Source organism: Streptomyces sp. BE20 (assembly GCF_036322525.1).
Taxonomy (GTDB): domain Bacteria; phylum Actinomycetota; class Actinomycetes; order Streptomycetales; family Streptomycetaceae; genus Kitasatospora.
In genome coordinates this window covers 178,820-193,777 of record NZ_JAQYWW010000620.1, presented here as the reverse complement: position 1 = coordinate 193,777, position 14,958 = coordinate 178,820, and the positions used below count along the sequence as shown (strand labels likewise).

Annotated in this window: 12 protein-coding genes; 3 read left to right on the top strand and 9 right to left on the bottom strand. The window is 73.1% G+C overall.

Translation table 11 applies throughout. The features are described 5' to 3' along the window. Positions 1-16: 16 nt before the first annotated feature. From PUR61_RS13080 to PUR61_RS13055, 6 genes are all read right to left on the bottom strand, one after another. Positions 17-1,954, bottom strand: coding sequence for a galactose oxidase early set domain-containing protein (locus PUR61_RS13080; protein WP_329878977.1), 1,938 nt, complete (start codon positions 1,952-1,954; stop codon positions 17-19). 336 nt (positions 1,955-2,290) lie between these two features. Next, positions 2,291-3,526, bottom strand: coding sequence for an acyltransferase family protein (locus tag PUR61_RS13075; RefSeq protein WP_329878976.1), 1,236 nt, complete (start codon positions 3,524-3,526; stop codon positions 2,291-2,293). A 144-nt stretch (positions 3,527-3,670) separates the two neighbouring features. Then, the gene (locus PUR61_RS13070; protein WP_329878975.1) at positions 3,671-4,864 is read right to left on the bottom strand and encodes an alpha/beta hydrolase; all 1,194 of its coding nucleotides are present in this window, start codon (positions 4,862-4,864) and stop codon (positions 3,671-3,673) included. Positions 4,865-5,010: 146 nt separating this feature from the next. Next, positions 5,011-5,685 (bottom strand): response regulator transcription factor, encoded by a 675-nt coding sequence (locus PUR61_RS13065; RefSeq protein WP_329878974.1) that lies wholly within the window; start codon positions 5,683-5,685, stop codon positions 5,011-5,013. 32 nt (positions 5,686-5,717) lie between these two features. Then, positions 5,718-7,046 (bottom strand): sensor histidine kinase, encoded by a 1,329-nt coding sequence (locus PUR61_RS13060; protein WP_329878973.1) that lies wholly within the window; start codon positions 7,044-7,046, stop codon positions 5,718-5,720. 142 nt (positions 7,047-7,188) lie between these two features. Further along, the gene (locus tag PUR61_RS13055) at positions 7,189-7,890 is read right to left on the bottom strand and encodes a TetR/AcrR family transcriptional regulator (RefSeq protein ID WP_329878972.1); all 702 of its coding nucleotides are present in this window, start codon (positions 7,888-7,890) and stop codon (positions 7,189-7,191) included. A gap of 217 nt (positions 7,891-8,107) precedes the next feature. Here PUR61_RS13055 and PUR61_RS13050 point away from each other — a divergent pair, with 217 nt between their 5' ends. The 3 genes from PUR61_RS13050 (at position 8,108) to PUR61_RS13040 (ending at position 10,517) form a co-directional block, all read left to right on the top strand. Next, on the top strand, positions 8,108-9,709 hold the full coding sequence (locus PUR61_RS13050; RefSeq protein ID WP_329878971.1) for an MFS transporter: 1,602 nt from the start codon (positions 8,108-8,110) through the stop codon (positions 9,707-9,709). Positions 9,710-9,828: 119 nt separating this feature from the next. Next, positions 9,829-10,077, top strand: a complete 249-nt coding sequence (locus PUR61_RS13045) for a hypothetical protein (protein WP_329878970.1) — start codon at positions 9,829-9,831, stop codon at positions 10,075-10,077. Then, the gene (locus tag PUR61_RS13040) at positions 10,059-10,517 is read left to right on the top strand and encodes a type II toxin-antitoxin system VapC family toxin (RefSeq protein ID WP_329878969.1); all 459 of its coding nucleotides are present in this window, start codon (positions 10,059-10,061) and stop codon (positions 10,515-10,517) included. The genes PUR61_RS13045 and PUR61_RS13040 overlap by 19 nt, the downstream gene beginning before the upstream one ends. 67 nt (positions 10,518-10,584) lie before the next feature. On the opposite strand, the gene PUR61_RS13035 is transcribed toward PUR61_RS13040, so the two are convergent. The 3 genes from PUR61_RS13035 to aceE all read right to left on the bottom strand — a co-directional run bounded on the left by PUR61_RS13035 (position 10,585) and on the right by aceE (position 14,777). Next, entirely contained in the window at positions 10,585-11,346 is a 762-nt protein-coding gene (locus PUR61_RS13035; protein WP_329878968.1) for a hypothetical protein, read from the bottom strand. Positions 11,347-11,429: 83 nt separating this feature from the next. Beyond that, positions 11,430-11,870: a nitroreductase family deazaflavin-dependent oxidoreductase gene (locus PUR61_RS13030; RefSeq protein ID WP_329878967.1), complete on the bottom strand. Its 441-nt coding sequence runs from the start codon at positions 11,868-11,870 to the stop codon at positions 11,430-11,432. Between the two features lie 156 nt (positions 11,871-12,026). Beyond that, a complete protein-coding gene (gene aceE / locus PUR61_RS13025; protein WP_329878966.1) occupies positions 12,027-14,777 on the bottom strand; it encodes a pyruvate dehydrogenase (acetyl-transferring), homodimeric type in 2,751 nt (916 codons plus the stop codon). Between the last annotated feature and the right edge of the window lie 181 nt (positions 14,778-14,958).

Below are 14,958 nucleotides of genomic sequence, written 5' to 3'. Positions count from 1 at the left end.
GTGGGAGGTCGTCGGGTCAGGCCGAGGAGCTGAGCTGCACCCACTTGGCGACGGAGGGCACGCCCTGGTCGTTGAGCAGGAAGAGCATGTACCAGCCGGGCGGCGCCGCCTTGGCGTCCGGCGGGGCCTGGAGCTCCAGACGGTTGCCGGCCCGGCTGGTGACCCGCAGTTCGAGGTGGCGCTGGCTGGTGTTGACCGAGTGGGTCGCGGTGGTGGGCGAGAGCAGCACGGCCTTGGAGACGAGCCCGGGCGTGGTGGTGGTGACGAGGAAGTTCTTGTCGTAGCCGACCGCCGTGGTCGGGGCCCGGTCGATCGACGGACGGTTGCCCTGGTGGAGGTAGGCGGGCTCGTAGATCTCGATGCTGCCGTTCATGTTGTCCGTGATGTCCGGGTCGTTGGCGAGCTGCTGGAGCTCGTCGCCGGTCACCATGATGCGGCCGTCCGGGAGCACCACGGCGTTGGAGTGGTAGCCGCGCGGCAGCCGCTGGACCGGGCCGAGCTTCCAGTTGCCCTGGGCGTCGCGCAGCTCCGTCTGCCGGTACTTGAGGTCGGCGTTCGGGTTGTACGGGCCGTTGCCGTAGTCGCGGATGTCGTAGGCGCCGTTGACCGTCAGCAGCGTGCCGTTGGGGAGCAGCAGGGTGTCGTCCTGGGTGCGGCCGAACGCGCGGGACTTCTCGGCGGTCCAGTTGCCGTTGGAGAAGCGCAGGGTGCTCGGGTTGTCCCGGTCGCCGCCGAGGAACAGCGTGGCCTCCGGGCCGTTGGGGCCGCCGGGGAGGGGGACGGCCGAGCCGTAGCCGCGCTTGCGGCCGTCCGGGCGGGCGAGGAGGTCGCGGCGGGTCTCGTTGACCGGGTCGAAGACCCACTGCTCGTCCGGGTGGCGGCCGAAGGCGTAGACGTTGCCGTCGCGCAGCGAGAACAGGTGCGGGTAGTCCAGGCTGAACGGGGCGTCGGCCTTGAAGCGGTCGACCGGGGTGTTCCTCGGGGTGTCGGTCTTGAGGGAGGGCACCGGGTAGGACTTGGCCGGGAACCGCTCGACCACCGGTGTCGGGGTGCCCCAGCCCAGCTCGGACTGGCCGGACATGATCAGCTGCCGGCCGTCCGCGCCGGTGACCACCGACGGGTACCAGCGGCCGACCGACATGTCGGGGTTGCGGGTCCAGGTCTCGGTCCAGGGGTCGAAGATCAGCGACAGCTTGGCGCCGGTGCCGCCGTTCCCGCCGAGGTTGCCGCCGAAGACGCCGAGCATGCCGTTGGGAAGGAAGGAGTGGCCGGCGCAGAAGAACGGCGCCGGGCGCAGCTCGCCGAGGCCGTCCGGCATGTCGATCACCGGCGGGGTGACCTTGGTGAACGAATCGGCGCCGGAGCCCTTGGCCGGGTCCCAGAGGTAGGCGCGCCCGGCGTTCTCCTTGCCGATGGTCTGGGTGGGGGCGGGTTCCTTCTCCGGGTTGGTCTCGATCCGTTCGAAGGAGAACAGCAGCACCTTGCCGGTCGGCAGCATGGCGATGTGGGCGGCGAAGTCGGGGGACGGGAAGTACGCCTTGAACGCGCCGAAGACGGCCGGGTCGAAGGCTGCGTTGAGGGTTGCCTGGGAGTCCGTCAGGGCCTTGAGCCGGTTGGTGCGGGTGGTCTGCGGGTACTCGCCGACGCCGCGCATGGCCGCCCGCGCACCGGCGTGCTCCTCGGCGTGCTCCTGGCCGAGCGCGGCGACCTCGTCGTCCCGCAGTTCGGCCTGCACGCGGGGGTCGGTGATGCGCGGGGCGGTACCGACCGGGGCGTCGGCGCCGGCCGGGTCGTGGTGGCCGGAGCCGTGGGTGCCGACCAGGGCGGCGGCCGGGCCGGCGGCGGTCAGGACGGTGCCGGTGGTCAGCGCGCAGACCACGGCGGTGGCGACGGCGGCGGAGTGCCGCCGGCGGGTCCGCGGCCGGCCGGTGGGCCGCGGCAGGGACAGGGACATGGAACTCCTCGAAAACGTGGGAGGTAAGGAGTGAGGGGGACAGCGGGACATCGGGGGCGAACGGCGCGGGGGGACGGCCGTGGCGGTCGCGGGCGCACGAATGGTCGCCGACCGTCACAGAACATCACAGTGCGTGGTGGTTCGCATGCGGATGCACTGCGTTCGGCGTGTGCGTGTCGCAAGTGGGTGACGGCGCGTCGGCTGCGGGCGGAGCGGGCCGGTGCGGGGCGGCACCGGACGGCGTGGAACGACCGGTCCGGCGCGGTGGCCGGGCACACGAGCGGGGCGTGGACCGTACCGGCCCACGCCCCGCCCTCGCTCCGACCGCCGGGGCGTTCAGACCACGCCCAGCGCGTACGCGGCGAAGAACGCCGCCCCTGCTCCGGCCACCGCCTTGACGGGTCGGGAGAAGGCCGTCCACGGTCCGTCGAACCGCCGGGTGAACCACCCGATCCCGATCAGCGCGGCCCCGAACAGTGGCAGCAGCGCCAGCCGGACGGCCACCCAGCCGAGCGAGTCCGGCGCCACGGTCAGCCCCGGCACCTCGCCCAGGACGGCCGCGCCGGGCACCGCGACGGCCAGCATGGCGCTCTGGTGCCAGCAGAAGATCGTCATCGCCGACAGGTTGACCGCCACCACCGGCAGCCAGAGCAGCGGACGCCGGGTCAGCAGCCGGCCGAGCCGCTCGCGCAGCAGCACCGCGGCGCCGCACTGCACCGAGGCCAGCGCCAGCACCAGCAGGGACGGCGGGTGGGAGTTGGTCCGCTCGGCGCCCGGCACCCCGACCATGCTGGCCGGGTAGTGCCAGAACAGCAGCAGCGCGGCGAACAGCGCGCCGCCGCCGAGCAGCAGCAGACGGCCGGCCGGACGGCCCAGCCGGCCGCGCGCCCAGAGCACGCCGAGCTGGTAGCCGAAGAGCCAGCCCGGCAGGATGTTCAGCAGCCCGACCCAGGACGGCACCGCCTCGGCCCACGGCCCGTACCGGAGCACGTCGACCACGGCGACGGCGGCCAGGAGGACGCCCGCCGACCAGCCGCCCAGCCGCCGGGCGGCGGCCACGCAGAGCGGGGTGAGCGCGGTCAGGCCCAGGTAGACGCCGATGTACCAGAGGGGCTGCACCACCAGCGTCGACCCGGTCCGGACGGTGTCGGCGGGGACGCCGAGGTGCCGCAGCACCGGGATCAGCAGCGCCCAGACGGCCGTCACCCCGAGCACCGGGCGGAGCAGCCGGACGGCCCGGCCGCGCAGCCAGCGGGCGTTGCCCACGCCCTTGGCGCGGGCCCGCTCCAGCGAGTGCACCGCGGAGTGGCCGCCGACCAGGAAGAACACGCCGAGCATCTGGAGCATCCAGCTGGCCGGTGCGAAGAACCCGAGCGCGGGGGAGGAGAGCGGGCTGGCGTTGTGCAGCGCGCCGTCGGAGGAGAGGGTGAAGCCGCCGAGCAGCCAGTGGCCGACCGGTACGGCGAGCAGGGCGAGGGCGCGCAGGCCGTCGAGGGCCCGGTCGCGGGTCTCGGGGGTGCGGGTGTCCACCTGGTGGGCGGCCCGGCGCAGGGCGGTGAGCGGGCTGGGCATGACGGGGTCTCCGTTCGCGGGTGTGGCGAAGGGGCGGGGTGGCGGCGGGGCGGCCCGGGTGCGGGTGGCGGCGGTGCGGTTGCACGTGCGGGCGGCGGCCGGGGTCGGCGGCCGGTGCGGTCGGCCGGGGGCGGGCGGCCGGGGTCAGCGGCCGAGTGCGACGGTGGTGAAGGCGGCCAGTGAGGCGGTGCCCGGCGCGAAGTAGCCGGTGTGGCCGTGTGCGCCGGTGGCCGGCAGCGGGCGGGCGCCGAATTCCGGCCCGGTCGGATCGGCGCCGTGACCGAGACCGAGGAACCGGACGTACGGCACGTGGCCGATCCAGTCCGAGTCGTTCCGCTCGACCGCCCAGAGCGGCACCCGCGGGTCGAGGTCGGCGGCCGAGTCGACCCCCAGGCCCGGCGAGGCGAGGACCACCACCCCCGAGGACTGTTCCGGGCCCGGCCGGGCCAGCCCGCAGACCACCGAGCCGTAGCTGTGGCAGAACACCGTGGCCGGCGCGTCCGGGCGGGTGGTGACGGCGAGTCCGTCGAGCAGCCGGCCCAGCCGCCCGGCGCCGGCCTCGGCCAGCGTCTCCGTGGCGGCGTCCGGGCCCACCCCGACCGGAGTGGTGTAGCCGGCCCAGGCGATCACGGCCGTACCCCCGCCGGTCGCCCCGTGCAGCGCGCGGGCCATGCCGGCCGGGGTGCCGTACGGGTCACCGGCGCGGTCGAAGGTGCGCAGGTCGATGTCGGAGCCGGGGACGACGACCGCCGTCCGGCGGGCGGTGGCCAGGTCGCCGTACACCTCGGCGATCTGGCCCCGGCCGCGCGGGTCGAAGGCGAGGAACCGGCGGCCGCCGTCCCGCACCCCGTCGAGCAGCGTGCGGTACCGCGCGGCGCGCTCCCGGGCGGCGGTGTGGTCCTGCGGGGTGAGCGACGGGTCGGTGGCGCGGGCCAGTTCACGCCCGAGCTCCTCGGCGAGCGCCGCCTCGTTGGCCCGGTAGCGGAGCCGGACCGGCGCGCCGTCCAGGTTGCCGAGCACCAGCGGGTGGCGGACGGCCAGCGACTCCCGGGCCGCGGCCGGCAGCCGGTCGAAGAAGGCGGCCACCTCGGCCGGGGCGGCGGTGGCCGGGTCGGGCAGCCGGAGCCCGAGCGTGGTGTCCGCGACCCAGGCGGCGGTGCCGGGCGGGGGGCCGGTCACGGCCTGCTGGCCGTCGGCGGCGGCCCAGCCGCCCGCGCCGAGGACGGCGGCCAGTGCCAGCCCGGCGGCGGCGACCGTCCGCCGGATCCGCCGGGGCCTCCGCTCGGCGCGCTGCCGGGTACGCCCCTGGCCGGGCTGCTGGCTTGGCTGCTGCCGCATGTCCGTTCTCTCCCTCGTCCGTTCGACGTCGACGGGGAGGACGGTAGGAATGCGACGGCCCTGCGGACGTCACTCCGCAGGGCCAACTCCCGGGTGCTACCCGGGTATCACTGAGGTTTTCCCCACCACGGGGCGGGGGGCGGACCCTACTGGCCGGGCGTCACCAGGCCGGACTCGTAGGCGAGGACGACCGCCTGGGCGCGGTCGCGCAGGTCGAGCTTGGCCAGGATGCGGCCGATGTGGGTCTTGACGGTCTGTTCGGCGAGCACCAGCCGGGCGGCGATCTCCTGGTTGGAGAGGCCGCGGGCGATCAGCTCCAGTACCTCGGTCTCACGCGGGGTCAGTCCGTTGAGCCGCAGCTTCGGGTCGCGGCGCTTGGCCGGCCTGGTCCGGGCGAAGTCCTCGATCAGCCGCCGGGTCACCGAGGGGGCGAGCAGTGCCTCGCCGGCCGCGACCACCCGGACGGCCGCGATCAGGTCGGCCGGGGGCGCGTCCTTCAGCAGGAAGCCGCTCGCCCCGGCCCGCAGCGCCTCGTAGACGTAGTCGTCGACGTCGAAGGTGGTGAGCATCAGGACCTTCGGGCGGTGCGCGCCGGGCACGGCCGGGGCGAGCAGCCGGCGGGCCGCCTCCAGCCCGTCCATCACGGGCATCCGGACGTCCATCAGCACCACGTCGGGATGGGTCCGGCCGGTCACCTCCAGGGCCTGCGCGCCGTCCGCCGCGTCGCCCACCACGTCGATGTCGCTCTGGGCGTTGAGCAGGGCGGCGAAACCCGCCCGCACCATCGCCTGGTCGTCGACGATGATCACGCGGATGGTCATGCGGTGCTCTTCCGGTCGTCGTGCAGCCGGTCCTACGGCTGGGCCGGCGCAGTGCCGGCGGACCGAGTATCCGTCAGGCCGTCGAGCGGCAGGACGGCGGCCACCTTGAAGCCACCGTCCGGCAGCGGCCCGGTGTCCAGCCGGCCGTCCAGCAGCCGGACCCGCTCGCGCATCCCGACCAGTCCCTGGCCGGTGCCCTCGACCGAGGCCTCCAGCGACTCCGCCCGCTCGGGCGGGGCCGCGTTCACCACCGTGACCAGCAGGGACACGTCCGTGGCGGTCAGCGAGACCCAGGCGCCGGCGCCCGGGGCGTGCCGGACCACGTTGGCCAGTGCCTCCTGGACGATCCGGTAGACGGAGAGGTCGACGGCGGGCGGCAGCGCGTCGGCCAGTTCCGGGTCGACCGTCAGCTCGGCCGCCACCCCCGCCCGGCGGACCGTCTCGACCAGCTGGACGAGCTGGCCGACACCCGGCTGCGGGGCCCTCTCGGCGCCCGAATCCTCGCTGCGCAGCACGCCGAGCAGCCGTCGCATCTCCGCCAGCGACTCGCGCGCGGTGCCGGCGATCGCGGTGAACTCCTCGGCGGCGTCGGCCGGTACGCCGGGTATCCGGTACGGCGCGCTGGCGGCCTGCACGGCGATCACCGACATGTGGTGGGCGACCACGTCGTGCAGCTCCCGGGCGATCCGGGCGCGCTCCTCCAGCAGTGTCCGCCGTTCGCGTTCGGCCTCGCTGATGTGCTCCTGCTCGACGAGCAGCCGCCGGGCCTCGGCCCGGTCCCGGACCGACCAGCCGAGCAGCAGGACGGCGCCGCTGAGCGCGACCAGCAGCACGGTGGTGCCGTCGCCGCCGCGCGGCAGACCGAGGGTGAGGGTGAGGCCGGTGAGCAGCACGGTGGCGACCCAGACCGAGACCAGGGTGGCCCGGCTCTCCCGCAGGGCGAGCGCGATCAGCAGGAAGAGGTAGGCCAGGATCATCGGCGCCGTCCACGGCCAGGTGCCGCCGGTGTGGTCGTGGCGCGCGGTGACGGCGGCGGTGGCGACGAGGGCGCCTGCGCTGATCCACCAGGCGGGCAGCGGCCGGGCGACCGCCAGCACCAGCGGGGCGGTCTGGGCGACGGTGAGTGCGGCGGCGACGGGCAGGACCAGGTCGTAGGAGCCGGTCAGGACGGTGATGCCGGTGGGGATCAGCGAGGCCTGGAGGAGGAGGGCGACCACGTACGGCAGCCGTCGCACCCAGGCGCGCGGGGAGTCCCCGAGCAGGGGGGTGTGCCCGCCGGTGGGCGTGCTGAGGTTGTGCCGGAGTGTTCCGAGCAGGCGGAGGGCGTGGGCCCGGGCGGAGGCCTTGCTGAGCGTCTTCATCGCGGGCCAGCCTAGGAGTCGCGCCACCCGTCCGTCGTCGGACCGTGGGCAGACCTTTCGGGCCCTGCCGGGGCCGGGAGTAGTACCCCGGTATGACCAGGTGCGACCCCGGTGCGAGACCCGGTGCGGCCGGGGCCGGCTCTCAGTGCCGCCAGTCGCCGGCCAGGGCGGGGCCGAGCTGGTCGAAGTGGCGGCCGATCAGGGCGATCATGCCCTCCGGGCCGTCCACCTCCTGGTCGGCGGTCCAGGACAGGTGGGCGGCGCGCAGCACGCTGCCGAAGACGGCGGCCATCACGGCGGGCCGCAGGTCCTCGGCGGGGTCGAGGTTCTCGCGCTCGGCGATCACCCGGGTGACCACCCGTTCCTGGTCGGTGACCCGGCGCAGATGCGCGGCGAGCAGGGTGGGGGTGTCCTCGATCATCCGGATCAGCTCCAGCGCGCTGGTCACCGAGCCGGGTCCGGTGCGGTCCGGGGAGCCGAGCTCGCGCCAGGACTCGACGATCGCGGCGCGCAGTGCCTGCAGCGGGTTCTCGTCGGCGGGGCGGTTCCGGAGCCGGTCGATGAAGTAGTCCTCGGCGTCGGCGAGGACGGCAAGGGCGACCTCGTCCTTGTTGGCGAAGTACCGGAAGAAGGTGCGCTGCGAGACGTCGACGGCGGCGGCGATCTCGTCGACGGTGGTCCGGGCGAAGCCCTGGCTGAGGAAGAGCTGGTGGGCCGCCTCGATCAGTGCGTCCCGGGTGCGCCGCTTCTTGCGCTCGCGCAGTCCAGGGCCGGGCTCCGGCTCCGGGTCGCCGGGAGCCCGGCCGGCCGGGGCGGTGGCGGGGAGTGCGGGCTGAGCGGCCATGGCGGGGTGTCCTCCGGACGGTGACGCGGCTGGGGTGTAAAGCCCAACTCTATCGGTCTGACAAATGTCAGCCGGAGGCAGAAGTCAGTGTTTGCCGAATGTCAGTCGCTGACATAATCTGCCGGAGTGGCGTCCGTCGGGCCGGGCACTCGTGGGGACGGGTTGGGCCGGGGCGCCACGCCCACGTCCGCCCCCAGCCAGCCCACGGAGGGCCCAGATGAGCCAGTCCGCCGTCAAGAGCACGAAGGCCGACGCGCCGCCGCCCGTGCAGTCCGCCGGGAAGGGCCTCCAGGGGCACCCCTGGCTGACCCTGCTCACCGTCGCCGTCGGCGTGATGATGGTCGCCCTGGACGGCACCATCGTGGCGATCGCCAACCCGGTGATCCAGGCCGACCTCAAGGCCGCCCCCTCCGAGATCCAGTGGGTCACCAGCGGCTACCTGCTCGCCCTCGCGGTCTTCCTGATCACCGCCGGCAAGATCGGTGACCGGTTCGGCCACAAGAACACCTTCCTGGTCGGCGCGGTCGGCTTCGCCGCCACCTCGGCGGCGATCGGATTCGCCGGGAACATCCAGACGGTGATCGCCTTCCGCGTCCTCCAGGGCCTGTTCGGCGCGCTGCTCCAGCCCGCCGCGCTCGGCCTGCTGCGCGGGGCCTTCCCGGCCGAGAAGCTCAACATGGCCATCGGCATCTGGGGCGGGGTGATCGGCGCCTCCACGGCGGCCGGCCCGATCGTCGGCGGCCTGCTGGTCGAGCACGTCAACTGGGAGTCGGTGTTCTTCATCAACATCCCGGTCGGCCTGATCGCGCTGGCCCTCGGCCTGTGGATCCTCAAGGACGTCCGCGCCGAGAACGCCGCCAAGTCCTTCGACGTCCCCGGCATCGTGCTGCTCTCGGCGGCGATGTTCGCGCTGGTCTTCGGCATCATCAAGGCCCCCGAGTGGGGCTGGGGCGACCTCTCCACCGTGCTCTTCCTGGGCGGCGCCGTCGTGCTGATGACGCTGTTCGCGCTCTGGCAGCGGGTGGCCCGGGAGCCGCTGATCCCGCTCAGCCTGTTCCGCTCGCTGCCGCTGTCGGCCGGCACCCTGCTGATGGTGCTGATGGCCTTCGCGTTCTTCGGCGCGATCTTCTTCGTCACCTTCTACCTGCAGAACGTGCACGGCATGTCGCCCGTCGAGGCCGGAGTCCACCTGCTGCCGATGACCGGCATGATGATCATCGGTTCGCCGGTGGCCGGTGTGGCGATCGGCAAGCTCGGACCGCGCATCCCGATCGTGGCCGGCATGCTGATCACCACCACCGCGATGATCGGCATGTCCACCCTGGACGCGGGCTCCGGCAACGGTGCGATGGCGCTCTGGTTCGTCCTGATGGGCCTGGGCATCAGTCCGGTCATGGTGGGTGCCACCGAGGTCATCGTCGGCAACGCCCCGATGGAGCTCTCCGGCGTGGCCGGCGGTCTCCAGCAGTCCGCGATGCAGGTCGGCGGAAGTCTCGGCACCGCGGTGCTGGGAGCGCTGATGGCCGCCAAGGTCACCGACGTGCTGCCGGGCAACTGGGCGAAGGCGGGGCTGCCCCCGGTCGACCCCGCCCGGTCCGAGGGCCTCAATCAGGCCGCCCAGCTCGGCATCGCCCCGCCCGCTCCGGCCGGCACCCCCCAGCAGGCGGTCGACGCGATGGCCGGCGCCGTCCACGACTCGTTCGTCAGCGGCATGTCGCTCGCCTTCGCGGTCGCGGCCGTGGTCGCCTTCGCCGCCGCGCTCCTGGGCCTCCTGACCCGCCGCGGCTCCACCGACGCCGGCCCCGCCGTGCACATCTGACCCACCCCCGCACGCCCGAGCGGCCCCGGACTCCGTCGAGCCCGGGGTCGCTTACGTGCACTGCATGCGATCACATGAACACTCTGAGTTATTGACACGCGCGGTGTTACTCTTCGCCCATGGTTGCTGAACTGACTCCGGAAACGCCCCTCGCCGTCAGACGGTCGATCTCGCTCCCGGCCGATCTCGCCGCCGAGGTGGAACAGCGCACGGACAGGAACGGGTTCTCCGCAGTGGTGGCGGAGGCTCTTGAACACTGGGTGGCGATGGCCAAGTTGCGTGAGGTCGTGGAGGACAACGAGGCCCACGGCCACATCACCGACGCCGACCGGCAATGGGCGGAGGAAGCATGGGCCGCCAGCGCCTGACCAGGGCCAAGGCCTCCCCGCGCCGTTGCGGGACGGTAGTGCTCGACGCCCAGGCGCTTTCGCTGGACGCCGAGCGCGACAGTCGCGTGGCCGCGCTGATCGGCGCGGCCGAGCGGGACTCGGCCCCGGTGGTCGTCAGTTCCGTCACGCCACTGGAGGTTCGCCGAACCGGGCGCGTGGGTGACCGGCTGAGGTTCCTCCTGGCCCGGTACACGATCGCCCCGGTGTCGGAGCGGGTGATCGAGGCGGCCGGTGAACTGCTCGACACTTCCGGGCTGGACGGGCACGAGTGCCTGGCCGACGCGCTCGTGGTGGCCACCGCCGCGCTGTCCGAGCCTCCGGTGCGGCTGGTCACCTCGGACACCTCGCACATCCCCAAGCTGTGCCAGGCGGCCGGCCAGGTGGACGGACTCGGCGAGCCGCGTGTGATCACCGTCTGACGTCGTCCTTCGACGAGCGGCCCCGGACTCCGTCGACCCGGGGCCGCTCGGGTGTCCGGGGCGGAGGTCAGGAGGGCGGTTCGGCCTCGGCCTGGCGCCAAGCCTCCTCGGCCTTCGCCCAGACCTCCTCCTGGGCGCGCCAGTACTCCTCCTCGGCCTGGCCCTCGGGCACCTGCGCGATGCCGGGGGCGAGTGACGGCGGGGTGGGCGCCAGGTGATGGCCGCCGCCCCCGGGGGCCGGTGCGGGCGGGGGGAGGACGGCCGCGGGCGGGGGAACCCCGGGGGAGGACTCGACGGTGAACGCCTCCTCCGGACCGGAGGCCCCGGTGTCGGGCTCCGTGGCCGGGGCCTCCGGAGGCGGCGGGGGTGCCGGAGGGGCGGTCGGTGCCGCGGGGACCCGCGGCGCCTGCGGGGCCGGAGCGGTTGGCGAGGTGTTCGGGAGGGCGGCGGGCGGCGTCGCGGTCGCTGCGGCGGCCGGCGCGCCGACGAGGCCCGCGCTCAGCGGGCGGGTGGGCGCAGCGGTCGAGGCGGACTTGCCGGCCCCGTCGGACCCGGGCGGCTCCGGCGCTTGTTCCACCGGGCCCACCGGGACCACCGGGCCCGCCGGATCCTGCGGCAGGGGCACGGACCCGGGGCCGGGCGCGGGCGCCGACGAAGGCACGGGCACGGGAACGGGCAGCAGACCGGTCGGCGGCCGGTCCGGGGCGGGCAGGGCCACCGACGGCCGTCCGAGTTCGTCCGGGGCCGGTAAGAGCTGCCAGACCAGGCCCCCCGCCGTCAGCCCGACCAGGACCGCGAGGGGGAAGGCCCCCGTCCTCGGTGCGCGCACGGAACCGGCCCCCTCCCCTTGCCTCCCGCGGTCCCACCTTAAGCGGGACTCTCGGGAAGGTTAAGAGGGAGCCGGGGCCGGACTCAGGCGGCGGGGCGGAGCTCCACCAGGGGGACGGTGCGGCTGGTGCGGGCCCGGAAGTCGGCGAAGAGCGGTTCGACGGAGATCTGCCGGGCCCAGAGGTCCTCGTGATCGTCCGGATCGACCGGGACGGCGTGCGCCGCGAAGCGGTCGGCGCCGAGTTCGACCGTGACCTCGGGGGCGGCCGCGAGGTTGCGGTACCAGAGCGGGTCGGCGGGGGCGCCGCCGTTCAGGGCGAAGACGACCACCCGCCCGCCGTCGCGCAGGTAGACCAGCGGGGTGGTGCGCGGCTCGCCGCTCTGCCGGCCGCGCGTGGTGAGCAGCAGCAGGTTCTTGCCGGCGAAGTCGCCGCCGACCGTACCCGCCGAAGTGCGGAACTCGTCGATCACCTGGCGGTTGTAGTCGTTGCCGCCGGCGGCGGGCTCGGGGTGGACGGCGTTCATCGGAGACCCTCCTGGACTGGTCCGGTTCGTCGTGACGAGCCTAGGAGCTGACACCGGTGTGAGGTTCAAGCGGATGTGACCGGCATCACACGGAAAGCGCGAAGGGCCGGCCCTCCCCGGGTGGGGAGGGCCGACCCCTCAGGACCGGTCAGGCACTCAGGCCTCGCCGCCGGCGGCGCCCGGGTCCGCCGCCGCCACGTCCAGCAGCTGGTAGCGGTCGATCGCGTCCTTCAGCGCGCTGCGGTCGACCTTGCCCTGCTTGGCGAGCTCGGTGAGCACGCTCAGCACGACCGACTGCGCGTCGATGTGGAAGAAGCGACGGGCCGCGCCACGGGTGTCGGCGAAGCCGAAGCCGTCGGCGCCCAGCGACTGGTACTGGCCCGGAACCCAGCGGGCGATCTGGTCCGGCACCGCGCGCATCCAGTCGGACACGGCGACGAACGGGCCCTCGGCGCCCTGGAGCTTCTGGGTCACGTACGGGACGCGCTGCTGCTCCTCGGGGTGCAGCAGGTTGAACTCCTCGGCCTCCACCGCGTCGCGGCGCAGCTCGTTCCAGGAGGTCGCGGACCAGACGTCGGCCTTGACGTTCCACTCCTCGGCGAGGATGCGCTGGGCCTCCAGGGCCCACGGCACGGCCACGCCGGAGGCGAGGATCTGGGCCGGGATCTGGCCGGCGGTGCCGGGCGCGTACCGGTGCAGACCCTTGAGGATGCCGTCGACGTCGACGTTCTCCGGCTCGGCCGGCATCTTGATCGGCTCGTTGTAGACGGTCATGTAGTAGAACACGTCCTCGCCGTTCGGGTGTTCGGCGCTGGAGCCGTACATCCGACGAAGACCGTCCTGGACGATGTGCGCGATCTCGAAGCCGTACGCCGGGTCGTACGCGACGACGCCGGGGTTGGTCGAGGCCAGCAGGTGCGAGTGGCCGTCGGCGTGCTGCAGACCCTCACCGGTCAGGGTGGTGCGGCCGGCGGTGGCGCCGATCACGAAGCCGCGGGCCAGCTGGTCGGCCATCTGCCAGAACTGGTCGCCGGTGCGCTGGAACCCGAACATCGAGTAGAAGACGTACACCGGGATCAGCGGCTCGCCGTGGGTGGCGTAGGCCGAACCCGCGGCGATCAGCGAGGCGGTGCAGCCGGCCTCGGAGATGCCGTCGTGCAGCATCTGCCCGGTCGGCGACTCCTTGTACGCGAGCAGCAGGTCGCGGTCGACCGACTCGTAGGTCTGGCCCAGCGGGTTGTAGATCTTCGCCGACGGGAACAGCGAGTCCATGCCGAAGGTGCGGTACTCGTCGGGCGCGATCGGCACGAAGCGGTTGCCGATGCCCTTGTCCCGCATGAGGTCCTTGAGCACCCGGACGAACGCCATGGTGGTGGCGATGGTCTGGTTGCCCGAGCCCTTCTTGACCGCCTTGTACGCGTCGTCGCCCGGCAGCTCCAGCTTGCGCGGCCGCACCTTGCGGGTCGGCACGTAGCCGCCCAGCTCCTGGCGGCGGTCGTGCATGTACTGGATCTCTTCGGAGTCGCGGCCCGGGTGGTAGTAGGGCGGGTAGCCCTCTTCGAGCTGCTTGTCGGTGATCGGCAGGTGCAGCCGGTCGCGGAAGCGCTTCAGGTCCTCGACCGTCAGCTTCTTCATCTGGTGGGTGGCGTTGCGGCCCTCGAAGTTGGGGCCCAGCGTCCAGCCCTTGACGGTCTGGGCGAGGATGACCGTCGGCTGGCCCTTGTGCTCGCGGGCAGCCTTGAACGCCGCGTAGATCTTGCGGTGGTCGTGGCCGCCACGGCCCAGGTGCTGGATCTGCTGGTCGGTCATCGACTCGACCATCTTGCGCAGCCGCAGGTCGCCGCCGAAGAAGCTGTCGCGGATGTACGCGCCGGACTCGGTCGCGTAGGTCTGGAACTGGCCGTCCACCGTGGTGTTCAGCTTGTTGACCAGGACGCCGTCGCGGTCCTGCGCGAGCAGCGGGTCCCAGCTGCGGTCCCAGACGAGCTTGATCACGTTCCAGCCGGCACCGCGGAACTGCGACTCCAGCTCCTGGATGATCTTGCCGTTGCCGCGGACCGGGCCGTCGAGGCGCTGCAGGTTGCAGTTGACCACGAAGGTCAGGTTGTCCAGGCCCTCGCGGGCGGCCAGGGACAGCTGACCGAGCGACTCGGGCTCGTCCATCTCGCCGTCGCCGAGGAAGGCGTAGACCTGCGAGTCGGAGGTGTCCTTGATCCCGCGGTGCTCCAGGTAGCGGTTCATCCGGGCCTGGTAGATCGCGCCGAGCGGGCCGAGGCCCATCGAGACGGTCGGGAACTCCCAGAAGTCCGGCATCAGCCGCGGGTGCGGGTAGCTGGAGAGGCCGTACGGGGCCTTCGACTTCTCCTGGCGGAAGGCGTCGAGCTGCTGCTCGGTGAGCCGGTCCAGCAGGAACGCCCGGGCGTAGATGCCGGGGGAGGCGTGGCCCTGGAAGAAGATCTGGTCGCCCGACTCGCCCTCGGCGTCCTTGCCGCGGAAGAAGTAGTTGAAGCCGACGTCGTAGAGCGACGCGGAGGAGGCGAAGGTGGCGATGTGGCCACCGACGCCGATGCCCGGGCGCTGCGCCCGGGAGACCATCACCGCGGCGTTCCAGCGGGTCGCGTTGAGGATCTTGCGCTCGATCTCCTCGTTACCGGGGAAGAACGGCTCGTCCTTGGTGGCGATGGTGTTGACGTAGTCCGTGCTGCGCATCTCGGGCACGGCGACACGCTTCTCGCGGGCGCGCTCGATCAGCCGCAGCATCAGGTAGCGCGCACGCTCGCGCCCCCGCTCGTCGATGGCCGCATCGAGCGACTCCAGCCATTCCGCGGTCTCCTCGGGATCGAAGTCCGGGACCTGACTCGGAAGGCCGCCAATGATGATCGGGTTGCGATCGGATCCGGAAGCCACGCTGTTCCTTCACTGTCGGTCGAAACTGAGGTGTGTCGCGCCGCCTCCATCGTGCTACCGCGCTCGGAGATCCGTCATCTCTACCGATCGGTAACCGCTCTCCCTGACAGAAGGAGCGGTCTGGAGGTGTGCGGTTCGGACAGCATCGTCCGGGCCGCGCGCCTCCGGGTGTTACGAAAAG